The following is a 21,680-nucleotide window of genomic DNA, read 5'->3' on the forward strand; positions in this document are numbered from 1 at the left end:
GCAATGAGCACACTGAGCCCCACCCGTTTGACCCCCACCCCGGGCCAGACCGTCGGCCCGTTCTACGGCTACGCCCTGCCTTTCGCCAAGGACAGCGAACTCCTCGCCCCAGGAAGCCCCGGCAGCATCCGCCTCCAGGGCACCGTGTACGACGGCGCCGGCAACCCCGTGCCGGACGCCATCCTGGAAATCTGGCAGCCGGACGCCGAAGGCAACATCGTCCAGCGCACCGGCTCCCTGGTCCGCGACGGCTACACCTTCACCGGCTGGGGCCGCGGCGCGGTGGGCAACACCGGCATTTTCACCTTCACCACGGTGAACCCCGGCCCCACCTCGGAAGGAGCGGCGCCGTTCATCTCCGTGGCGGTGTTCGCCCGCGGCCTCATGAACCGCCTTTTCACCCGCATCTACCTGCCGGAGAACGAGGAAGCGCTGGCCAAGGATCCGCTGCTGTCCTCGCTGCCGGAGGAGCGCCGCAAGACCCTCATCGCCCGCCGCGACCCCGACGGCGGCCTCACGTGGGACGTGCGCCTGCAGGGCACGGACGAAACCGTGTTCCTCGATTTCCAGGGCAGCTCTACCGAAACAGGCGCGTACCGATGAGCGATTTCGGCCTGCTGAGCCCGGTGACGGCGTCGCCCGCGGTTGCCGCACTGACAGGCGACCGCGCCGTGCTCGCGGCGATCCTCGACGTCGAGACCGCCTGGGCGGCCGTCCTCGAAGAGGCGGGCCTGGTCCGCGAAGGTGCGGGCGCCGTCGTCGCGCAGTCCGCTGACCCGGAGCTCTACGATCCCGCGGCGATCGCCGAACGCTCGCAGGGCGGCGGCAACCCGGTGATCCCGCTGCTCGCCGAGCTGCGCGGACGGGTCCGTTCGGCGGATCCGGGGGCGCTGCCCGCCGTGCACACCTCGCTGACCAGCCAGGACGTGCTGGATTCGGCCCTCATGCTGCTGGCCGACCGCGTCCGTGCCGCCGTGCTCAGCGAGGTCAAGGGGACGACGACGGCGCTCGCGGCCTTGGCGGAACAGCATGCGGACACGCTGTGCGTGGGCAGGAGCCTGACGCAGCATGCGCTGCCGTACACCTTCGGGTTGAAGGCCGCGCAGTGGTTCCAGGGCGTGGCCGCCGCGGCCCGGCGCCTGGAAGCGCTGGAACTGCCGCTGCAGTCCGGCGGTGCGGGCGGCACCCTTGCCTCCTCCACCGTGCTGACCGCCGGAACCGCCGCCGATCCCTTTGGCCTGGCCGATTCCCTCGCCGCGAAGCTTGGCTTGGCCGCTGCCCCGGCGCCGTGGCACACGAACCGGCTCCCCGTCACCGGCCTGGGCGATGCCCTGGCCGCGCTGACGGACGCATTCGGGAAAATTGCCGCGGACCTGGTGTTCCTCAGCCGCCCGGAGGTGGCCGAACTGGGCGAACCGATTGCGGCCGGCCGCGGAGTCTCCTCGGCCATGCCGCAGAAGCAGAACCCCGTGCTGTCCGTGCTGGTCCGCAGCGCGGCGTTTCAGGCTCCCGCGCTCGCCGGGCAGCTGCACCTGGCCGCCGCCACCTTCAACGACGAACGCCCGGACGGTGCCTGGCACAGCGAATGGCCGGCCCTGCGCACCCTGCTCGCGCTCACGCTCGGTGCCGCCATCCAGCTGCGCGAACTCGTTGAAGGGCTGCGCGTCTTCCCCGAGGCGATGCGCCGGAACCTCGAGCTGAGCGGACCGCTGCTGCTCAGCGAAGGGGTCTCGGCCGCCGTCGGGCCGCTGCTGGGCAGCGACGGAAAGCAAAAGCTGCAGGCCGTCGTCGACGCCGTGCTCAAGGTTCCGGCCGCCGAACAGCCTGCCGCGTACGCGCGGCTCCTGCGCGAGGCCGTTCCCGCAGAGTTCCTGCCGGACGAGCGGCTCGCGGAACTCCTGGACCCCGCCAATTACCTGGGCGAGGCCGCGGAGATCAGCCGCCGCATCCTCGCCGCGTATCCGGACTTCGCCGCGACAACGCGGTCGGCAACCGCACCAACAACCACGAAGGGACAAGCCCATGGCTAAGCCGGTCATCAAAGCCGTGCTGCTCTCCCCGCAGCGCCCCTTCGGGGAGAAGCCGCTCCTGGTGGTGGGCCCCTCGCTTGGCACCTCGACCATCCTGTGGAGCGAAACCGCCGCGCTGCTGGGCGACGAATACGACGTGATCGGATGGGACCTCCCCGGCCACGGCATGTCGCCCGCGGCCGCGGAAACCTTCAGCGTGGCGGAGCTGGCCGACGCCGTCGTGGAGCTGGTGGACTCGGTGGCTCCCGCTTCTTCCGGGGGACAGCCTACGCGTTTCCACTATGCCGGGGTCTCCCTGGGCGGCGCCACCGGGCTGCAGCTGGCCATCGCGCATAGCGAGCGGCTCCGCAGCCTCTCCGTACAATGCTCCGGCGCCAAGCTCGGTACCCCGGAAGGCTGGCTGGAACGCGCCGGGACCGTGCGCACCCAGGGCACTCCCGTGATGATCCAAGGCTCGGCGCAGCGCTGGTTCGGCCCCGGCTTCATGGACCGCCAGCCGGAGCTCAGCAGCCGTCTCCTGCACGCCCTGCGCGACGCCGACCGCTTCAGCTACGCCTTCTGCTGCGAGGCGCTCGCCGGCTATGACGTCCGCGCGGAACTCGGCAGCATCACGGTCCCCACGCAGCTCGTGGCGGGCGTCGAGGATTCGGTGGCGCCGCCGTCGACGGCTACCGAGGTAGCAGACGGAATTACCGCCGGCGGCGGCACCGCCGTCGTGGAAACGCTCGACGGCGTGGCGCACCTTGCGCCCGCTGAGGCACCGGCCGCCGTCGCAGATTTGATGCGCGGCTTCATGAAGGAGGTTTCGGCATGAGTACCTTTGACCGGCACGGTGCAGTCCGCCCGGACGCCACTTCGCAGGAAATTTACGACGCCGGCATGGTGGTGCGGCGCGAAGTGCTCGGCGACGCGCATGTGGACCGGGCCAACGCGAACAAGGACGCGTTCACCGAGGACTTCCAGGACATGATCACCCGGATCGCGTGGGGCGGCATCTGGACCCGGCCCGGCCTGCCCCGGCAGATGCGCTCCGCCGTCACCATCACCGCCATGGTGGCGCACGGGCACTGGGAGGAACTGGCCATGCACCTCCGCGCCGCCCTCCGGAACGGGCTGAGCAGGGACGAGATCAAGGAAATCCTGCTGCAGACCGCCATCTACTGCGGGGTTCCCTCCGCCAACACCGCCTTCAAGACAGCACAGACCGTGTTCGCGGAGATCGACTCCGCGGCCGCCGCCCAAGATTCCCCAGGCACCCCCTCCCAAGATTCCCCAGAAAAGGACCCCTCATGAACCAGGCTTATGTGTACGACGCCGTGCGCACGCCCTTCGGAAAATTCGGCTCCGGGCTGGCCGGTGTCCGCCCGGACGACCTCGCCGCCCACATGGTCCGCGAATCCGTGAAGCGGGCGCCGGGCCTCGATCCCGAGCGGATCGACGAAGTGGTGTTCGGCAACGCCAACGGCGCCGGCGAAGAGAACCGCAACGTGGCCCGCATGGCCACCCTCTTGGCAGGTCTTCCGGTGTCCCTCCCCGGCACCACGGTCAACCGCCTGTGCGGTTCCTCGCTGGACGCCGCGATCGTCGCTTCCCGGCAGATCAACGCCGGCGATGCCGATCTGATGCTGGTGGGCGGCGTCGAATCGATGAGCCGGGCGCCTTGGGTACTGCCCAAGACCGCCAAGCCGTACCCCGCCGGCGACATGACCCTCGCCTCCACCACCCTCGGCTGGCGCCTGGTAAACCCGGCTATGAACAAGGACTGGACCATCTCCCTGGGCGAGGCCACCGAGCGCCTGCGCGAAAAGCACGGCATCAGCCGCGAACGCCAGGACGAATTCGCTGCCGCCTCGCACAACCTCGCCGCCGCGGCCTGGGATGCGGGCTTCTACGACAACCTGGTGACGCAGGTTCCGGGCACCGAACTGGTCCGCGACGAAGGCATCCGCCCCGGCTCCACCGCCGAGAAACTGGCCGGCCTGAAGACCGTGTTCCGTCCGGAGTCTTCCGGGCCCGACGGCGGCACTGTCACCGCCGGGAACGCCTCGCCGCTGTCGGACGGCGCCTCCGCTGCCTGGATCGGCTCGGAGGCCGCTTCCGGCCTGCTCGGGCTCGAGCCGCTGGCCCGCATCGCCGGGCGCGGAGCGCACGGCAACGACCCACAGTTCTTCGGCTTCGCCCCCGTGGAAGCGGCGAACAAGGCCCTCGCGAAGGCGGGCATCGGCTGGGAGCAGGTGGGCGCCGTCGAACTTAACGAAGCATTCGCCGCACAGTCGCTGGCCTGCATCGACGCGTGGGGCATCGATCCGTCCATCGTGAACCGCCACGGCGGCGCGATCGCCATGGGCCACCCGCTGGGCGCCTCCGGTCTGCGCATCCTCGGCACCCTGGCGCGCTCGCTGCAGGCCTCCGGGCAGCGGTGGGGCGTCGCGGCGATCTGCATCGGCGTGGGGCAGGGGCTCGCCGTCGTGCTGGAAAACGTAAGCGCCGCTCCGTCGGCAGACCCAGCGAAGGGCTGATCGAGATGCTGAGATTCATTGACACTGTCGGCGAGGCCGTGGCCGGGATCAAGGACGGTTCCACGGTGATGATCGGCGGTTTCGGCAACGCCGGCCAGCCCTTCGAACTGATCGACGCGCTGCTGGACTCCGGCGCCACGGACCTCACCGTGGTGAACAACAACGCCGGCCAGGGCGACCAGGGCCTGGCGCTGCTCATCAAGGAAGGGCGCGTGCGGAAGATGATCTGCTCCTTCCCGCGGCAGTCCGATTCCTGGCACTTTGACGCCAAGTACAAGGCCGGGGAGATCGAGCTCGAGCTCGTCCCGCAGGGCAACCTGGCCGAGCGCATCCGGGCGGCCGGGGCCGGCATCGGCGGTTTCTTCACGCCCACCGGCTACGGCACCATGCTCGCCGAAGGTAAGGAAACCCGCTTCCTGGACGGCAAATGGCAGGTCTTCGAGACCCCCATCCATGCCGACGTCGCGCTCATCAAGGCGCTCGTCGCCGATGGGAAGGGCAATCTGATCTACCGCAAGACGGCCCGGAACTTCGGCCCGATCATGGCGGCCGCGGCGAAGCACAGCATCGTGCAGGTCTCGGAGATCGTGCCGGTGGGTGCGCTGGACCCGGAGAACATCGTGACCCCGGGGATTTACGTCAACAGTGTGGTGCGGGTTTCCTCTTCCGGCACCGCCGGCAATGAAGGACAGGTGGCCTGAGAATGAGCACCCTCGAAACCTCGCTCCAAACGTCCGCCGAACCGCTGGGCCGCAACGAGCTCGCTGCCCTGGTGGCGCGGGACATCGCTCCGGGCTCCTTCGTGAACCTCGGCATCGGGCAGCCCACCCTGGTGTCCAACTACCTCACCGAGGAACAGAACATCACGCTCCACACGGAGAACGGCATGCTCGGCATGGGCCCGGAAGCTGTGGGGGAGGAGATTGACGGCGACCTCATCAACGCCGGCAAGATCCCCGTCACCGAGCTGCCCGGCGCGTCCTACTTCCACCACGCCGATTCCTTCGCGATCATGCGGGGCGGTCACCTGGACATCTGTGTGCTCGGCGCCTTCCAGGTCTCGGCCGGCGGCGACCTGGCGAACTGGCACACCGGCGCACCGGACGCGATTCCCGCCGTCGGGGGTGCCATGGACCTGGCCACGGGCGCGAAGGACGTGTTCGTGATGATGACCCTGCTGACCCGCGACGGCGTGTCCAAGCTTGTGGAGGAATGCACGTACCCGCTGACCGGCGTGGGCTGCGTGACCCGCGTGTACACGGACAAGGCGGTCTTCCTCACCGGGCCCGACGGCGTCCGCGTCCGCGAGACCTTCGGCTGCACCTTCGAGGAACTCCAGGCCCTCGTTCCGCTGCCGCTGACCCCCGCCGCTTCTTAAGCGCGAACGTACACTTGCGGCCCTGTTTTCCGCGATTTAAGGGCCGCAAGTGTACGTTCGCGCCAAGTGGACGCCAATAGGATAGGTAACCATGAGCGACGCAGCATCCGCGGCCCCACAGGCCAGCGACCAGTACGTGCAGTCCCTGGCGCGCGGCCTGGCCGTGATCCGGGCCTTCGACGCCGCCAACCCGCTCATGACCCTCAGCGAAGTGGCCGCCCGCACCGGCCTCACCCGCGCCACGGCCCGCCGCTTCCTGCACACCCTGGTGGAGCTCGGCTACGTCCGCACCGACGGCAAGACGTTCGCGCTCACGGCGCTGGTGCTGCAGTTGGGCTATTCGTATCTCTCGGCACTTTCGCTGCCGCAACTCGCGCAGCCGCACCTGGAGGAGCTGTCCCGCAAACTGGGGGAGTCGACGTCGGCCGCGGTGCTGGACGGTGCCGACATCTTCTACGTCGCCCGGGTGGCGACCCGCCGCATCATGACGGTCGGCATCACGGTGGGCACCCGCTTCCCCGCGTACGCGACGTCGATGGGCCGGGTCCTGCTGGCCGGCTTGCCCGATGCGAAACTGCGGGAGTACCTGGACGCCGTCGAGCTCAAGCCCCTGACTCCGCGCACCATCAGCAGCCGCGAAGCGCTCGCCGCCGAGCTGGACAAGGTCCGTGCGCAGGGCTGGTGCCTGCTGGACCAGGAACTGGAACTGGGCCTCATGTCGGTGGCCGCGCCGGTGCGGAACGCCGCCGGGAAAGTGGTGGCCGCGGTCAACGTCTCGCTGCAGGCCCAGAACGTCGCGGCGCAAGCCGATCCGGCGGCGTACCTCGACTCGGTGCGGGAGGAAATCATCCGTACCGCCGGGCTGATCTCCGCGGACATCTCCGCCAAGCACTGAGCTTTCCCGGCTATTCGCCGAGTTCCGCGAGCCTTAGCTCCAGGATGCGGCGCACCAAGGCGTCCGGAACGGGGTTGTCCGCGCTGAACCTGAGCGTCCCGGGCGACCACGAGAAACCTTCCAAGTCCTCCGCCACATGGGCCAGGACTTTGCCGCTGTACGGGTAGAGCGCCAGGTGCTTCTTGGTTTCGAGAACGCTGAGCAGTCCCTTGCCCTTCAACAGCAGCGCGGGCATCCCGTAGCTGGTGCCTTCCTCGACGCCGGGGGCCAATTCGCGGGCGATCCCGACAATGTGTTCCAAGACTTGCCGCTTGGGCGCCTTGAGGCCGGCGAGGTAGTCGGTGACAGTTCCCATACGGGCCATGATGCGCTTTTCGAGCCCCTCCGTCCACGCGCGAACTGGCAGCAGATGACCTTTGAATGGCGTTTTAGGGGCATCTGCTGCCAGTTCGCGCTCAAGGGAGCGGGGACTAGCGGTTGAGTTTGTCCGAGTCCGGGTGTTCGTCGCCGATGTGGCCGGGGGCGTTGGCTGCGAGCACGCGCTGCACGAAGGCGCTGTACTCCTCCATGTAATGGGTCAGCAGCTCGGCGGTGTGGGGGTCGGTCACCGTGCCGTCTTCGGCGTAGGCGTCAGCGTTGAACTTGATGTAGGCCTCGGGCGCGTTGAGCTGCGGGGCATCGAGGAAGCTGAGGACGCTGCGCATGGAGGACTGCATGACGGCGGTGCCGATGCTGCCCGGGGACGTGCCGATGATGCCCGTGGGTTTCCGGGCGAAGGAGTTGGTGCCCCAGGGGCGCGAACCCCAGTCGATGGCGTTCTTGAGCGCGCCGGGGATGGAGCGGTTGTACTCGGGGGAGATGAACAGGATGCCGTCCGAGGCGGCGATCGCTTCCTTCAGGGCCTTGCCTGCGGGCGGGAATTCGGGGTCGTAGTCCGGGCTGTAGAGCGGGAGGTCCCGGATGGGGATTTCGTGGAATTCCAGTTCCTCCGGCGCCAGCTTGATGAGCGCCTTGGAGAGGGTCCGGTTGATGGAATTGCTGGCCAGGCTGCCCACGAGGTAGCCGATCTTGTACTTCGCCATGTCTGCATTCCTTTCCGACGGCCCGGCCGGAACCGGCTCGTCGACGGTGTGGCGGACTGGATTCCCCCAGCCCACATCGACCCTAACGGGGCAGGCCGCGGAAAGGAACGGCCGGGCCGGCGCGCGAACTGGCAGCAGATGACCTCTGAACGCGAATTAAGGGGCATCTGCTGCCAGTTCGCGCTCATGCGAAGCACCCCCTCCCGCGCGCGCCGCAGCAGGGCTAGGCTCATGCCAACGACCGCACGGGCTTGTGATTGCCGCGGACCAACGGAGGTCTGGACCAACGGAGGCCTGGACCAACGGAGGTCCCGGGAAGGAGCGCGATGAAGCTGGGCATTGCACGGGAACGCCGCGAGGGCGAACGGCGCGTGGCCGCCACGCCGGAAACCGTCAAGCAACTGACAGCAATGGGCCTCGAAGTCCTCATCGAAAGCGGCGCGGGGCTGGAATCGGGCCACCCGGACCAGGCCTACAAAGACGCCGGCGCCGAAACCACGGACACTTTGGACCTCGGCACGCTGGACGCACTCGCCCATGTCCGCCCGCTGGACCCGGACACCGCCGCCCGGCTCAAAAGGAAAGCGGTGACCGTGGGCCTGGCGTCGCCGTCGTCGGAACTTCCCACGGTGCGCGCGCTCGCCGACGCCGGGGTCACCTCCTTCGCGCTGGAGCTGGTGCCGCGCATCTCCCGCGCCCAATCGATGGACGCGCTGACGTCCCAAGCACTGGTGGCCGGGTACCGCTGTGTGCTGGAGGCGGCCACGCGGCTGCCGCGCTTCTTCCCGCTGTACATGACCGCAGCCGGCACCATCCCGCCGGCCCGGGTGCTGGTGCTGGGGGCCGGCGTCGCGGGCTTGCAGGCGATCGGCACGGCCAAGCGGCTGGGCGCGCGCGTCTCCGCGAACGACATCCGCCCCGCCTCCGCGGACGAGGTCGCCTCGATGGGTGGCACCTTCATCAAGCTCGACGTCGAAGCGGCCGAGGCGTCCGGCGGTTACGCCCGCGAACTCAGCGCGGACCGCGGCGCCCTGCAGCGCGAACTGCTCACCCCGCACGTGGCCCAGGCTGATGTCCTCATCACCACGGCGGCCGTCCCCGGCCGGCGCGCCCCGCTCCTGGTGACGCGGGCGATGGTCGAGGGTATGCGGCCCGGATCCGTGGTGGTGGACCTCGCGGCCGAGTCCGGCGGCAATGTGGAGGGCGTAGTGGCCGGAGAGGACGTAGTGATTCCGACGGCAGACGGCCGCGGCACCGTGACCCTGGTGGGCATGAAGGACCCCGCCTCCGCCCTGCCCGCCGACGCCTCCCGCCTCTACGCCAAGAACGTGGCCAACCTCCTGGCGCTGCTGGTCAAGGACGGCGCCTTCGCGCCGGATTGGGAGGACGAGGTGGTGGCCGGCTGCTGCTTGACGCACGACGGCGGCGTGCGGCACGCGCCCACGGCGGAAGCTTTGGCGGCGCTCACCACAGCCGCGGCGCCGGCGCCGCCCGCTGCGCCGGCGGAATCCGGAACCGAGGGGGCGAAGTAATGGATGGAATCAGCCTGCTGACGATCACCGTGCTGGCGGTGTTCGTGGGCTTCGAGGTGGTGTCCAAAGTGTCCAGCACCCTGCATACGCCGCTGATGTCCGGCGCCAACGCCATCCACGGGATCATCCTGGTGGGCGCGATCATCGTGGCCGGGCAGGCGCATGAGCCGCTGGTGCTCGCGGTGGCGCTGCTCGCCGTCGTGCTGGCCACGGCCAACCTGGTGGGCGGCTTCGTGGTGACGGACCGGATGCTGGAGATGTTCCGGGGGCGGAAGCCGGTGGCAAGCAAGAACACGGAGAAGGAGGACACACGATGACCCTCCTCAGCCCTGTCTGGACCGCCCTTCTCTACCTGGCCTCGGCGGTCTGCTTCATCCTGGCCCTCAAGGGCCTGAACTCCCCGCGCACCGCCCGGCAGGGCAATCTGGTGGGAGCATTCGGAGCGGTGATCGCCGTCGTCGCGGTTTTCCTGTCCGTGAAGCTGGACAACATCCCCTGGATCCTGGGCTCCATTGCGGTGGGATCGGCCGTGGCGGCACCGGTGGCGCGGCGCGTGAAGATGACGCAGATGCCGCAGCTCGTGGCCCTCTTCAACGGTGTGGGCGGCGGGGCGGCGGCCCTGGTGGCGCTGCTGGAACTGCCGCACGCCGGCGACGGCTGGGTGCGCCTGGCCGTGGTCTTCACGCTGCTGGTGGGCGCGGTGTCCTTCGCCGGATCGGCCATTACTTTCGCCAAGCTGCAGGAACTCATGACCACCCGGCCCGTGGTGTTCCGCGGGCTGCCGGTTCTCATGGCGCTGGTGCTGCTGGCGGCGGTGGGGACCGGCGCGGCGGTGGTGCTGGGCGGCTCCGGGGCGCTCGCCGTCGTGCTGTTGTTGCTGGGGCTGGTGGCCGGTGTGCTGCTGGTCCTGCCGGTGGGCGGCGCGGACGTACCGATCGTGATTTCGCTGCTGAACGCGTTCACCGGCCTGGCCGTGGCGGCGTCCGGGCTGGTGCTCGGCAATGTGCTGCTGGTGGTGGCGGGCACGCTGGTGGGTGCCTCCGGCACCATCCTCACCCGCGCCATGGCCGCGGCGATGGGCCGCAGCGTGGCCGGCATCCTGTTCGGCGCCTTCCGGGGAGGCTCGACGGCGGGATCCACCGCCGTGAGCGAACGCCCCGTGCGCTCGTCCAGCGCGGAGGACGTGGCGGTGCTGCTCGGTTACGCGCAGCGGGTGATCATCGTTCCCGGCTACGGCCTGGCCGTGGCGCAGGGCCAGCACACCGCGGCCGAGCTGGCGCAGGCCTTGGAAGAGCGCGGCGTGGACGTCGATTTCGCCATCCATCCAGTGGCCGGCCGCATGCCCGGGCACATGAACGTGCTGCTGGCCGAGGCGAATGTGCCCTACGAATCGCTCAAGGAAATGGCGGAGATCAATTCTGAATTCAAGACCGCGGACGTGGCCCTGGTGGTGGGCGCCAACGATGTGGTGAACCCGGCCGCGAAGACCACCGCCGGATCGCCGATCTACGGCATGCCCATCCTGGAAGTGTCCGAGGCCCGGCAGGTGGTGTTCCTCAAGCGCTCGATGCGTCCGGGCTTCGCGGGGATCGAAAACGACCTCATGTACGAACCGCAGACCACCCTGCTGTTCGGTGATGCGAAGGAGTCGCTCACCAAGGTGCTGGGCGCGGTGAAGGGGCTGTAGGGTTCCGCACGGCCTTCCACATGCCGCAGCACCGGCCTAGGCTGGATGGTGCCAGTTACCCGGAAGCCAAAACCAAGCGGGGTTGCGCTGTGACTGTGAAACTCAACAAAAAAGCCTTTGAACACGCCAAGAAACTGATCCGGGACGGCAAGACCGTCAAGGACATCCGCGACGACTGGAGCGAGCACGCCCCGTTTGCCGACGACGAAAACGAATTCCTCGAAAAGAACGGCTACGACGACTTTTCCGAATGGTACTTGGGCGCCGATGACGAGCATCCGGATGACCAGAAGGGCCACTACAAATTCCCCTACGGCGACTTCAAGAAGGTCCACCGCTGCGCCGTGATCTCCGGCGAAAGCCGCGCCGCCCAGTACGACCACGACGAGATCCGCGAAGCCCTGGGGCAGCTGCTGGAACGGATCGACGCCGAATAGCCCCGGCGTGGCCACCCCGGCGCGGCCACCCTTGCGGGAGGCCGCGTAGAGGCGGCCTCCCTTGCGGGAGGCCGCGGGGCCGGAACCCGTTTACCCGTTGAACTCGGCCGGGTGCGGGCCGGTGCGGCCGTCGCGCTCCAGGGCGTCGATCGCGGCCAGTTCTTCCGCGCCCAGCTCGAAGCCGAAGACATCGAAGTTTTCGGCAATGCGCGACGGCGTCACGGACTTGGGGATCACCACGCGCCCCTGCTGGAGGTGCCAGCGCAGGATCACCTGGGCGGGAGTGCGGCCGTGCGCTTCGGCGATGGCCAGCACTGCGGGATCCTTCAGTGCGGCGCCCTGGGCCAGCGGGCTCCAGGCTTCGGTGGCGATGCCGTGCTCCGCGCCGAAGGCCTGGACGGCGCGGTTCTGCAGGGCCGGGTGCAGCTCAACCTGGTTGACCGTGGGCACCACGGTGCCGGCCTCGAGGACCCGCTGCAACTGATCGGGTTCGAAGTTGGAGACGCCGATGGCACGCACGCGGCCGTCCGCGTGCAGCTTCTCAAGGGCCTTCCAGGTGTCGAGGTAGCGGTCGTTGGCCGGTGCCGGCCAGTGGATCAGGTAGAGGTCCAGGTACTCAAGCCCGAGCTTTTCCAGGCTGGCGTCGTAGGCGGCGAGGGTTTCCTCGTAGCCTTGGTCCGAGTTCCAGACCTTGCTGGTGATGAACAGTTCCGCACGGTCGATTCCGGAGTTGGCGAGTGCCTTGCCCACGCCGCGTTCGTTGCCGTAGATCGCCGCGGTGTCGATGCTGCGGTAGCCAGCTTCCAAGGCGGCGGCGACGGCCGCCGTCGTCTCTTCGTCCGGAACCTGGAACACGCCGAAGCCGAGCTGCGGCATCTCGACGCCGTTGTTCAGGGTGATGGTGGGAACGGTGCTCATGGTGGTGTCTTTCGTCGTGCGTGCCGTGGAAATACTTGCGGACGCTGGTTATTGCGTTTGCGCTATAAATAATTGCACACGCAATTATCCCGCGCAAGCAGGAGAGGCATGGGATGCGTCACCCACCCGGGGGGAAGCCCGCCTAAGCTTGGAGGAATGAGCACCGACGCACCGCGCATCCAGCAGGACCAGGCCTACTACGGCGATACCTACCTCTTCGAAACCACCGCCACTGTGGTGGCCGCGGGAACGGACGGGGACGGCGCCTGGGCCGCGGTCAGCCCCAACATCTTCCACCCCAAGGGCGGCGGCCAGCCCTCGGACGAGGGCACGGTGAACGGTATTCCGGTAACCCCTTCACGCAACGACGACGGACTGGTGGTCCTCAGCGGCGGAACGGAAGCGCTGGAGCCGGGCACCGCCGTCGGCTGCTCCATCGACGCGGAACTCCGCAAGCGCCACGCCGCGCTCCACACCGCCGGCCACGTGCTCGGCCACCTGGGCGAGGCGCGCGGTTGGACCAGCACCGGCCACAGCCACTACCCCGGGCAGGCGCGCCTGGACTTCTCGCCCGAAGGCCTGGAAGCGGAGCTTGCCACGCCGGAACTCCGTGAACAGGTCCGCGGCGAACTCCAGGAGGCACTCGACGCCGTCCTGACCCGCGGCGGAGCGGTCAGCGCGGCGACCGACGCGGCCGGGCACCGCACGGTCACCATCGAAGGCGTCAACAGCGAACCCTGCGGCGGAACGCACGTCGCCCGGCTCGAGGACCTGCGGGATGTCCGGGTGCTCGAACTCAAGATCAAGCGCGGCGCGCTCAAGGTGCGCTACGAGGCTGAACACGCCTGAGCCCCCTTACGTCCGAGGCAGGCCCTCCGCCGCCGGCTGCTCCGCCGTCGTGATCCGCGTCCGCGAGGTCGACGGCGGCAGGAGGTGCTGCGCCCGCGGCGTTCCGATCACGTGGGCGAAGGCGGCGTCTTCGACGGCCTGGTCTTCGGCGGTCAGGCGGCCTTCGTGCTGGCGTTCGTGTTCGCGCCAGCTGGGCACGAGGAACTGCTCGAGGAACACTTCCGGCGCCTCGCCCACCCTGTACAGCTCCCAGCGGGTGGCGCCGCTGCGCAGCCGGGAGCGGCGCACCGCCTGCATCGCGGCGAGGAACTGCTGCTCCTGGTCGTCGGCGACGTCGTATTCCACTGAGATGAGGACAGGACCAGCGGCGGGCTCCGGTGCGGCGCCGAGCGCCGGGGTATTCCAGTGCGTCCGCGGCGTGCGGTCCAGCCCTTCGCTTTCCGGCACCCTGAGCGCAATGCCCGCGACGGCGCCCGCCGCGGTCAGTGCCGCGGCCGTCAGGAGCGCCGTGCGCAGCCCAGCCTGGCCGGTCAGCAGGCCCCAGAGCGGCGAGGCGACGGCCTGGGAACCGAGCATCACCATGAGCAGGACCGCCAAGGCCCGGCCCCGTACCCAGCCCGGCAGGAACAGCTGCAGCTCGGACATCACAGTGGAGATGGCCGCACTCCAGCCGAAGCCGCACACCATCAGCATCGGCACCGCGAGCCACACTTCGGTGCTCAGTGCGAGCACGCCGAGGGCCACCGCATAAGAAACGCCCGCGAGCACCAGCACGCCGTTGGAGGACAGGCGCCGCCGCACCAGGCCCAGCCCGAGGGCAGCGGCCACCGCGCCGATGCCCAGTGAAGCGAACAGCAGGCCGTAGCCGTCCGCTCCCAGGCCGAGCTGGTGGTTGGCCACGAGGGGCAGCAGCGCCCACACCGAGCAGGCGGGCAGCATGAAGCAGGCGAAGCGCAGCAGCATCCTGCGGACCACCGGTTCGTGGCGCACGTAGCGTCCGCCGGCGCGCAGCGCGGGAAGGAAACGCTCGCGCTCGCCCACGGCCGCGCGGGGGCGGCGCCAGGCGAGCAGGACCGCCCCCAGCACGGCGGCCGCCACGGCGTTGATGGCGAACACCGGAGGCACGCCCCAGTGCGCGATCACCACACCGGCCACAGCGGGACCGGCGGCGCGCGAGACGTTCACGCTGACCATGTCCAGGCGCGTGGCCGCGACGATGCTCTGCCGCGGAACGAGTTCGGTGATGAGGGACTGCCAGGCGGGTGCGAGCATCGCGATCCCGGCGCCGACCGCAAAAGTGAACGCCAGCAGCAGCGCGGGCGGCATCATGCCCAGCGCCGTCAGCACGGTGAGCAGCGTGGCGACCACCACGGAATAGGCCTGCACGCCGATCATGAGCCAACGGCGGTCGAAGGCATCCGCGAGCACGCCGGCCGGCAGGGCGAGGAGCATCACGGGAAGGGCATTCGCCGTCTGCACCAACGGGACGATGGTCGAGGCATTCGGGTCATGGACGAAGAGCCACTGGGCGCCCACCGTCTGGCCCCACAAACCGATGGTCGCCACCACCATGCCGAGCCAGATCCACAGGAAGGCCCGGCGCCGGAAGGGCGCGAAAGGTGAGGGATCCGCGGGGGCCGTGGCCGGTGCATCGCTGTTCACCGCTCCATCATCGCCGCTTTCCGGCGGCGCGGACGAACACCGCCCGTCCCGTGAGATGCGGCGCAGGCCGGGGGATCCGGCGCAGGCCGGGCGGCGTTCCTGTGCGTGCCGGCTCCCGGAAGGTAGGGTCTGAGGCATGGCAGCATCACACAGCGACCACGATTGGCAGCAGCTCTGGGAACGCGTGAGCGAGGATGCGCCGCCGCCCGGCGGCGTGCTGATGACCGCCCCGCCCGGCGAGGTCAACGATGCGCCCGCGCTCGCGTCCGAGTTCGGCGTGTTTGAGGCTCCCATGGAGGATTACGACGTCGTGGAGCTGGTCCGCTTCGACCGCCCCGTGGCGCGTGGCCGGGTGGCGTTCGGGGACGGTTTCGCGGTGCTGGGACCGGTGCTGCCTGTGGGCGGCGCCCCGGTATCCGGCGAGCACGAGGCCGTGGTGCTGGCCCGGCTCGCGGAAGAAGCCTACGTTGAAGGTGCCGCAGTCATCTACGCGCCGGTGGATCCTGCCGCCGCGGAACGGTACGAGGCCCTGGGCTGGTCCCGGGGAGGGGAGCTCTAAGGAACCATGCAGGCCGCCGTCGTCATCAATCCGTCCAAGTCCGCCGCGCAGGACATCCGCGAAACCATCACACGGCTCAGCGCCGCGCACGGCCTGCCCGAGCCGCTCTGGCTCGAAACCACCGAGGAGGACCCGGGCGCCGGCCAGGCGCGCGAGGCACTCGAAGCGGGGGCCGACGTCGTGATCGCCGCCGGCGGCGACGGCACCGTCCGCTGTGTTGCCGAAGTCCTGGCCGGGACCGGCACGCCGCTCGGCCTGGTGCCGCTGGGCACCGGGAACCTGCTGGCGCGGAACCTCGGCATGGACGTGGCGGACATGGAGGGGGCCGCGAAGGCGGCGCTGCTCGGTGAAGAGCGGAAGATCGACGTCGTCCGTTCCGTGCGCGACGGCGGCTCCGAACAGGTCTTCCTGGTGATGGCCGGGCTCGGCTTCGACGCGAGCATCATGGCGGACACCGACTCAGGCCTCAAGGACAAGGTGGGTTGGCTTGCCTATGTGGACGCCGCTATCCGGAACCTCGCCGGCAAGCCGGTCAAGGCGAGGATCAGCGTGGACGGCAAGCCGGTGGTGAGCCGCCGGGTCCGCAGCGTCATGGTGGGCAACTGCGGCAAGATCCAGGGCGGCGTGGAGATCTTCCCCGGTGCCGCCGTGGACGACGGACTGCTGGACCTGCTGGTGGTGGCGCCCGGGAAACTGGGCTGGCTGGGGGTGCTCGCCGGGGTCATCGGGAAGGGCCGCAGCAAGGACACCTCGGTGGAGTACTTCCAAGGCAAGACCATGGAAGTCAGCCTGGAGCACGCCGATGACTTCCAGCTCGACGGCGACCATGAGGGCAAAGGCTCGACGCTCACGGTGAGCGTGGACCCGGGCGCGCTGCTGGTGCGGGTGTAGGACTAGTTGGCGGCCGGCTGCTAGCCGGCAGCAGCCCCGCGCCCCGTCCGCGGGCCCGGGGCGGCAATGGGGAAAGGCTCGGTACCCAGTTCCCGCGCGAAGACGACCATCGGGCGGCCGGGGCCGTTGTAGTCGTCGACGACGTTCGCGGTGAAACCGAGCTTGCGGTGGAACTCGATGGAACCGGTATTGCCCACTGACGTGATGGCTTTCAGCGTTCGGGCCCCATCACGCTGCGCGGCGCGCGCGAACGCCCGGTAGAGGGAGCGTCCGAGTCCTGTGCCGCGCATGTCATCCCGGATGGCGATCAAGTGTACGTACCCGACACCGGAGGGTGCGACGAATCCGATGATGTACCCTCCGATCCCCTCTTCGGTGCGGGCGAGCAGGCAGGTAGACGGGAACTCGTGTATGAGAGCTGCCAAGTGGAGCGGCCGGAGGTCGCGGTCACCCCAGTACCGGGCATGATCCGCGAGGAGTTCCTGAAGGTCTGCCGGGGTGAGAGCCTCGATCCGGACTTGGGGATCCATTGCTGCCGGGTTCATCGGGTCGGTTCCTTTGTTCGTGTGGAGTAGTGAGCTGATCGAGCCAGGCCAGGACCTGCTGTGCGTGAGTGTCAGGCGGGGAAAAGCGGATAGAAGACATTCTCCCGAGGCAGTCCGCGAACGGGATGGCCGGCCGCGCGTTGATCGAAGCTAAACCTTGCCCCCGGGGTGCGGGCGTGCTGACGAATGCGCATTATTAGCACCAACTTATGCTTGTAATGCTCATTCTGCTGTGCGAGTATGACATGCAACACGTACCGTGAAGGAGAATCCTTGAGTATCCAGATGAAGGCGGCCCGGAAGCTCCGGGTGCATTGGCCCATCAGCGCAGAAACCTTCCACCGGGCTGCAGGCGGAGACCTGGATGCGCTGTCCGGGGACGAAGGAGTGGCGTCGCTCCTGCGGGCCGTGGAACAGTTCCAGGACCTGGGCGACTTCGGAAACTACAAGCACGTCTTTGAATCCACCGTCGGATTCGAAGGCTTCACCTGCGCGCAGGGAGCCACGCCGACCCTTGGCGTGGTGGGGGAGCGCACCATCTCGCCCACGTTCGTGTTCACCACCTACTTTGACGCCAAGCTTCCGGAGCACACCGTGGAGGAATTCATGCAGCAACTGGCGGACATCCACCCGTGGGAGCTGCCGGTCATTGAGCTGACGGGGCCGGTGACCATCGCCGCCCACGTGTACACCGGCGGCCGCGAAGGGGAGGCGGCGTAATGGAAACCACCTCACTCGCAGTGTGGGATGCCCTGAAGGAAGCCCTTGCCGGCCGGACCTTCACGGACCTGACGCACGCTTTCCACCCGGGCCAACCGCATTTCCCGGCTTTCCCGGACGAAACCCGGGAGGCCCTGTTCGACCTCGAACGCGGTGACGGCTTCACCGCGCACCGTTACTCCATCGTCGGCCAGTGGGGCACCCACGTGGATCCGCCGTCGCACTTCATCCGGGGCGGCCGGACGCTGGACCGCATTCCCGTCGAGGAAATGATCCTTCCCCTCGTGGTCCTCGACATCACGGGCGCCGTAGCGGCAAACCCGGACGCCACGCCCACCCTGGAAGACGTCCGGCGTTGGGAGGAGCGCAACGGTGCTGTTCCCGCCGGGGCCTTCGTGGCGCTGCGTACCGGATGGAGCAGCCGTTGGCCGGACGCCGCGGCGATGGCCAACCGCGATTCCGAGGGCATCAGCCATACCCCGGGCTGGTCCCGCGAAGTGCTCGCCTTCCTCATCGAGGAACGGGGCGTGGCCGCCGTCGGGCATGAACAAACGGACACCGACCCCGGCAAGGCGACATCCCGGCAGGACTTCAGCCTGGAAACCTACGTGCTGGCCCAGGACCGCTGGCAGATCGAACTGCTCGCCAACCTGGGGGACCTTCCTGAAGCTGGCGCGGCCATTGTCGCTTCGTGGGCCAAGCCTTTGGAAGGCAGCGGATTCCCGGCGCGGGTGTTCGCTATTTCCTGAACCGGCCCCTGGGCCGGCCCCCTGAGCCGAACCCGTGGGCGGGCGTTCGTCTAAGATCGAGTCCATGTCGAAGACCTCCAGCATGGGCCGTGGAATCATGGCCGTGCTGGCGGCGGCGTCCCGCCAGGCGCAAGGACTGCCCGGCGGGACGGTCGCCGAGATTGCGGCCGACCTGGGTAAAGACCGAAGCCAAGTGTCACGTAGCCTGCGCACGGCCGAGCAGGAAGGGTTCCTGCAGCGCACCCCTTACCGCACCTACGCCCCGGACTGGTCCGTGATGACCGACGCCCTGGCCCTGACCCGGCGCCGCCTCACCACGGATGGTGCCGCCGCGCTCGACGCCTTGTCCAGGGAAACCGATGAGGGCTGCTACCTGGGTGTGCTGAGCGGCGACAGCACCGTGACCATCGCCGAAAGCGTGCCGGACAGCACCAAACTGGTGGGCTCCTGGATCGGCCGGCCGTACCCGGCGTACTGCAGCGACGCGGGCCAGGCCCTGTTGTGGGAGGCTTCCGACGACGAGGTGCGCGCGATCTTTTCCCGCGTGGATTTTGTCCGCCATGGCCCGAACACCCCTGTTGACGTGGATGACTTCCTGGAGCGCCTCGCCGCCGCGCGCACCCGCGGCTACTCGGTGGTGGACGAGGCGGCTGAACCCGGGCTGTACTCCCTGGCCGTTCCGGTGTGGGACTTCAAGGGCGACGTTGTTGCCGCGCTCCAGATCGTGGGGCCGAAATCACGGCTCGAGCCCAAACGGAAGATGTGCGCTGAGGCCTTGGTGGACGCGGGGAACTGGCTGCAGTCCCGCCTGGGCCGCGCTTAGCCTGCCGCCCGGGAAACGCCGCTGAGGCGCGCGGCGCTTTCAGCCAGGGCCCCCGCCACCCGGTCCGCATTGCCCCGCAGCTGCCCCTCCAGGCCGAGGACGCTCAACGCTGCCGTGATGCGGCCCTGTGCATCCCGTACCGGCACGGCGAGCTCATGGATGCCGTGCTCGAATTCTTCGGCCGCGGCCACATAACCCTGCGGCCGGTCCCGGGCCATCAGGTCCCAGGTTTCGGAGATTGAATGGGCCGCCTGCGGGCCTCCCACGCCGATGAAGCTGACGTCCTGCAGGAGTGCGTCAAGCTCCTTGCGCTTGAGGTCCCACAGCAGCGCCCGACCCGCTCCGGTGCACCACACGGGCGTGATCATCCCGGGGTACGCGAAACCCTCGGCCGCCATGTCGTTGCTGGACGCGCGCACCAGGAGCACCCGGAACCCCGCCCGGACTGATACACGGGCCCGGAGGCCCAGCGAAGAGACAAGCTTCTCCAATTCGGCGCCGGCTTCGCGGAACCAGCCGTTGTTGAGGGAGGCCGCCAGCCCGAAGAAGCGGGGACCCGCCCTGAACGGGCCGCGCTCCTCGCGTTCCAGCAGGCCGATGTCGCACAGTTCCTGCGTCAGGCGGGACACCCGGCTCTGGTCCAGCTGCAGTTCGGCGGCAAGCTGCGAAACCCCCAACATCTGCCTGCCGGCCTTCTCGCGTTCCGTCACGAGCCGTACGATCCTCAGTCCTTGCGCCATAGTTGACGCTTCCGGGGAAGTCTCCATTTCCCGCCGCTCCTCCCGCCGTGGCAACCAGCCTATCCTCACACAGTTTCCGGGCCGGAAAGCCATGCACGACGGCGGCCGGCAGCACTCGCTGCCGGCCGCCGCTTCGGTGCGGGGCGGTTCAGGCACCTGGCCGGTTCAGGCACCCGGGCGGCTCAGGCCGCCGTCGCCGTCTTCGCCCGGTACTTGAGGTGGAAGAACACGTAGCAGGCCGCGACGAAGGGGACACCGAAGTACAAGGCGGCCACCTGGTTGGGGTCCAGCGCGATGCCCACGAGCGAGACGAGGCACAGGACGAAGGCGAGGATGGGTACCAGCGGGAAGAGCGGCGCCCGGTAGGGGAGCCCGTTCACGTCCCCGCCGTTCCGCACGAATGCCCGCCGGTGGAAGAAGTGCGATGCGGCAATCGACATCCAGACGCCCACCACGGCGAACCCGGCCACTGAGACAAGCACCAGGTACACCGTCTCGGGCGCCACCACGCTGCTGACCAAGGAGGCGAGCCCGCCCAGCATGCTGACGGACAGGGCGATCAAGGGAATTCCCCGCCGGGTCAGTTTCTTCAAGGCCTGGGGCGCGTGCCCTTCGTCGGCCAGGGAGTACAACATACGGGCGCAGGAGAAGAGGCCGCTGTTGCCCGCGGAGAGCAGGGCGGTGATGATGACGAAGTTCATGATGTCCGCGGCGAACGGGATGCCGATAGAGGAAAAGACCGTGACGAAGGGGCTCTCATCCAGGCCCACCTTGTCGAAGGGGATGGTCGCGGCAATGACGGCGATGGCTCCGACGAAGAAGACCAGGAGCCGGATGACGGTGCTCCGCATGGCTTTCGGGATGCTGGTGGCCGGGTCCTTGGTTTCACCTGCGGCAACACCGATCAGCTCGGAGCCGGAGAACGCGTAAAAGACCGCGAGGGCAGTCACCAGCACGCCGGTGAAACCGTTGGGGAACAGCCCGCCTTCCGTGGCGAAGTTTTCGAAGAGGAACGGGTGGTCGCCGCCCTGGCTCAGCGGATGGAAGCCCAGGAGCGCGGCGCCGCCAAGGACAATGAGCCCGATGATGGCCGCGACCTTCACGATGGCGAACCAGAACTCGGCCTCGCCGAAGAACTTTGCGGAGACGGCGTTCAGGCCGAAGAGCACGGCGGCGAAGACGAGGCACCAGACCCAGACGTCCACGCCGGGGAACCACCGCTGCATCAGCAATCCGGACGCCGTGAATTCCGAACCGATGGCGACCGCCCAGCACAGCCAGTAGAGCCACGCCGTAGTGAACCCGGTGGCGGGGCCGATCGAGCGAGCGGCGTAAATGTGGAAGGCGCCGGACACCGGGTAGGCGATGGCCAGCTCGCCCAGGCATGCCATCACCAGGTACACGACGAATGCGCCCACGAGGTAGGCGATGACTGCGCCGAGCGGTCCGGCCTGCGAGATCGTATAGCCGGAGCTGAGGAACAAGCCGGAGCCGATCACTCCGCCCATGGCGATCATGATCAGGTGCCGGGGCCCCATCGCGCGGCGCAGGCCGGACTCCGCCGCCGCTGTGGGTTCCTGCCGGACTGCTGGCTTAAGCGGGGTTAAAGGTTCCAAGGGTGCCTCCAGTGTCGGGAATGGGTGCGGGGGTGTGCGCGGCGGCTC

25 protein-coding genes are annotated in these 21,680 nt (G+C 68.7%); 18 read left to right on the top strand and 7 right to left on the bottom strand.

Going from position 1 to position 21,680, the window contains the following annotated elements; all coding sequences use genetic code 11:
* Positions 1 to 3 precede the first annotated feature (3 nt).
* From pcaG to BIU82_RS16330, 8 genes are all read left to right on the top strand, one after another.
* Positions 4 to 603 (top strand): protocatechuate 3,4-dioxygenase subunit alpha, encoded by a 600-nt coding sequence (gene pcaG / locus BIU82_RS16295; RefSeq protein WP_070350506.1) that lies wholly within the window; start codon positions 4 to 6, stop codon positions 601 to 603.
* Complete coding sequence (locus tag BIU82_RS16300) at positions 600 to 2,030, top strand: lyase family protein (protein ID WP_070350507.1); 1,431 nt, start codon at positions 600 to 602, stop codon at positions 2,028 to 2,030. Before pcaG ends, BIU82_RS16300 begins: the two co-directional genes overlap by 4 nt.
* Positions 2,023 to 2,844: an alpha/beta fold hydrolase gene (locus BIU82_RS16305; RefSeq protein ID WP_070350508.1), complete on the top strand. Its 822-nt coding sequence runs from the start codon at positions 2,023 to 2,025 to the stop codon at positions 2,842 to 2,844. Before BIU82_RS16300 ends, BIU82_RS16305 begins: the two co-directional genes overlap by 8 nt.
* Positions 2,841 to 3,323, top strand: a complete 483-nt coding sequence (gene pcaC / locus BIU82_RS16310) for a 4-carboxymuconolactone decarboxylase (protein ID WP_070350509.1) — start codon at positions 2,841 to 2,843, stop codon at positions 3,321 to 3,323. The genes BIU82_RS16305 and pcaC overlap by 4 nt, the downstream gene beginning before the upstream one ends.
* Positions 3,320 to 4,549, top strand: coding sequence for a thiolase family protein (locus BIU82_RS16315; RefSeq protein ID WP_070350510.1), 1,230 nt, complete (start codon positions 3,320 to 3,322; stop codon positions 4,547 to 4,549). The genes pcaC and BIU82_RS16315 overlap by 4 nt, the downstream gene beginning before the upstream one ends.
* 5 nt (positions 4,550 to 4,554) lie before the next feature.
* Positions 4,555 to 5,250 (top strand): 3-oxoacid CoA-transferase subunit A, encoded by a 696-nt coding sequence (locus BIU82_RS16320; RefSeq protein WP_070350511.1) that lies wholly within the window; start codon positions 4,555 to 4,557, stop codon positions 5,248 to 5,250.
* A 2-nt stretch (positions 5,251 to 5,252) separates the two neighbouring features.
* Positions 5,253 to 5,927, top strand: coding sequence for a 3-oxoacid CoA-transferase subunit B (locus tag BIU82_RS16325; protein WP_070350512.1), 675 nt, complete (start codon positions 5,253 to 5,255; stop codon positions 5,925 to 5,927).
* A gap of 91 nt (positions 5,928 to 6,018) precedes the next feature.
* Positions 6,019 to 6,822 carry an IclR family transcriptional regulator C-terminal domain-containing protein gene (locus BIU82_RS16330; RefSeq protein WP_070350513.1) on the top strand — a complete coding sequence of 268 codons (804 nt, stop codon included), beginning with the start codon at positions 6,019 to 6,021 and terminating at the stop codon, positions 6,820 to 6,822.
* A 10-nt stretch (positions 6,823 to 6,832) separates the two neighbouring features.
* Here the strand turns inward: BIU82_RS16330 and BIU82_RS16335 are convergent, their stop codons facing one another.
* Together BIU82_RS16335 and BIU82_RS16340 are read right to left on the bottom strand one after the other, a co-directional pair.
* Complete coding sequence (locus tag BIU82_RS16335; protein WP_070350514.1) at positions 6,833 to 7,177, bottom strand: DUF1801 domain-containing protein; 345 nt, start codon at positions 7,175 to 7,177, stop codon at positions 6,833 to 6,835.
* A 115-nt stretch (positions 7,178 to 7,292) separates the two neighbouring features.
* Complete coding sequence (locus tag BIU82_RS16340; RefSeq protein WP_070350515.1) at positions 7,293 to 7,904, bottom strand: NADPH-dependent FMN reductase; 612 nt, start codon at positions 7,902 to 7,904, stop codon at positions 7,293 to 7,295.
* Positions 7,905 to 8,230: 326 nt separating this feature from the next.
* Between BIU82_RS16340 and BIU82_RS16345 the strand changes: the two genes are divergently transcribed.
* The 4 genes from BIU82_RS16345 to BIU82_RS16360 all read left to right on the top strand — a co-directional run bounded on the left by BIU82_RS16345 (position 8,231) and on the right by BIU82_RS16360 (position 11,560).
* Positions 8,231 to 9,436: a Re/Si-specific NAD(P)(+) transhydrogenase subunit alpha gene (locus BIU82_RS16345; protein ID WP_070350516.1), complete on the top strand. Its 1,206-nt coding sequence runs from the start codon at positions 8,231 to 8,233 to the stop codon at positions 9,434 to 9,436.
* Positions 9,436 to 9,753, top strand: coding sequence for an NAD(P) transhydrogenase subunit alpha (locus tag BIU82_RS16350; RefSeq protein WP_070350517.1), 318 nt, complete (start codon positions 9,436 to 9,438; stop codon positions 9,751 to 9,753). Before BIU82_RS16345 ends, BIU82_RS16350 begins: the two co-directional genes overlap by 1 nt.
* The gene (locus tag BIU82_RS16355; protein ID WP_070350518.1) at positions 9,750 to 11,123 is read left to right on the top strand and encodes an NAD(P)(+) transhydrogenase (Re/Si-specific) subunit beta; all 1,374 of its coding nucleotides are present in this window, start codon (positions 9,750 to 9,752) and stop codon (positions 11,121 to 11,123) included. Before BIU82_RS16350 ends, BIU82_RS16355 begins: the two co-directional genes overlap by 4 nt.
* Before the next feature lie 89 nt (positions 11,124 to 11,212).
* Entirely contained in the window at positions 11,213 to 11,560 is a 348-nt protein-coding gene (locus BIU82_RS16360) for a hypothetical protein (protein ID WP_070350519.1), read from the top strand.
* Between the two features lie 90 nt (positions 11,561 to 11,650).
* Here BIU82_RS16360 and BIU82_RS16365 read toward each other — a convergent pair whose 3' ends face one another.
* Complete coding sequence (locus BIU82_RS16365; protein ID WP_070350520.1) at positions 11,651 to 12,478, bottom strand: aldo/keto reductase; 828 nt, start codon at positions 12,476 to 12,478, stop codon at positions 11,651 to 11,653.
* 156 nt (positions 12,479 to 12,634) lie between these two features.
* Between BIU82_RS16365 and BIU82_RS16370 the strand changes: the two genes are divergently transcribed.
* On the top strand, positions 12,635 to 13,327 hold the full coding sequence (locus BIU82_RS16370) for a hypothetical protein (RefSeq protein WP_070350521.1): 693 nt from the start codon (positions 12,635 to 12,637) through the stop codon (positions 13,325 to 13,327).
* A 6-nt stretch (positions 13,328 to 13,333) separates the two neighbouring features.
* On the opposite strand, the gene BIU82_RS16375 is transcribed toward BIU82_RS16370, so the two are convergent.
* On the bottom strand, positions 13,334 to 14,989 hold the full coding sequence (locus tag BIU82_RS16375; RefSeq protein ID WP_070350522.1) for an MFS transporter: 1,656 nt from the start codon (positions 14,987 to 14,989) through the stop codon (positions 13,334 to 13,336).
* Positions 14,990 to 15,125: 136 nt separating this feature from the next.
* On the opposite strand from BIU82_RS16375, the gene BIU82_RS16380 reads away from it, so the two are divergent.
* Complete coding sequence (locus BIU82_RS16380) at positions 15,126 to 15,548, top strand: hypothetical protein (protein WP_070350523.1); 423 nt, start codon at positions 15,126 to 15,128, stop codon at positions 15,546 to 15,548.
* A 6-nt stretch (positions 15,549 to 15,554) separates the two neighbouring features.
* Positions 15,555 to 16,439, top strand: a complete 885-nt coding sequence (locus tag BIU82_RS16385) for a diacylglycerol kinase family protein (protein WP_070350524.1) — start codon at positions 15,555 to 15,557, stop codon at positions 16,437 to 16,439.
* 20 nt (positions 16,440 to 16,459) lie between these two features.
* Here the strand turns inward: BIU82_RS16385 and BIU82_RS16390 are convergent, their stop codons facing one another.
* On the bottom strand, positions 16,460 to 16,984 hold the full coding sequence (locus BIU82_RS16390) for a GNAT family N-acetyltransferase (protein ID WP_216099035.1): 525 nt from the start codon (positions 16,982 to 16,984) through the stop codon (positions 16,460 to 16,462).
* A 273-nt stretch (positions 16,985 to 17,257) separates the two neighbouring features.
* Between BIU82_RS16390 and BIU82_RS16395 the strand changes: the two genes are divergently transcribed.
* The 3 genes from BIU82_RS16395 (at position 17,258) to BIU82_RS16405 (ending at position 19,276) form a co-directional block, all read left to right on the top strand.
* Entirely contained in the window at positions 17,258 to 17,704 is a 447-nt protein-coding gene (locus tag BIU82_RS16395) for a hypothetical protein (protein ID WP_070350525.1), read from the top strand.
* Entirely contained in the window at positions 17,704 to 18,453 is a 750-nt protein-coding gene (locus tag BIU82_RS16400; protein WP_070350526.1) for a cyclase family protein, read from the top strand. Before BIU82_RS16395 ends, BIU82_RS16400 begins: the two co-directional genes overlap by 1 nt.
* 64 nt (positions 18,454 to 18,517) lie before the next feature.
* Complete coding sequence (locus BIU82_RS16405) at positions 18,518 to 19,276, top strand: IclR family transcriptional regulator (RefSeq protein ID WP_070350527.1); 759 nt, start codon at positions 18,518 to 18,520, stop codon at positions 19,274 to 19,276.
* On the opposite strand, the gene BIU82_RS16410 is transcribed toward BIU82_RS16405, so the two are convergent.
* Complete coding sequence (locus tag BIU82_RS16410) at positions 19,273 to 20,043, bottom strand: IclR family transcriptional regulator C-terminal domain-containing protein (protein WP_070350528.1); 771 nt, start codon at positions 20,041 to 20,043, stop codon at positions 19,273 to 19,275. The two genes, BIU82_RS16405 and BIU82_RS16410, sit on opposite strands and share 4 nt — an antisense overlap.
* 155 nt (positions 20,044 to 20,198) lie before the next feature.
* Positions 20,199 to 21,632: an amino acid permease gene (locus BIU82_RS16415; protein WP_070350529.1), complete on the bottom strand. Its 1,434-nt coding sequence runs from the start codon at positions 21,630 to 21,632 to the stop codon at positions 20,199 to 20,201.
* Positions 21,633 to 21,680 lie beyond the last annotated feature (48 nt).

Origin of the sequence: Arthrobacter sp. SW1 (assembly GCF_001766675.1) — a bacterium.
Taxonomy (GTDB): domain Bacteria; phylum Actinomycetota; class Actinomycetes; order Actinomycetales; family Micrococcaceae; genus Arthrobacter.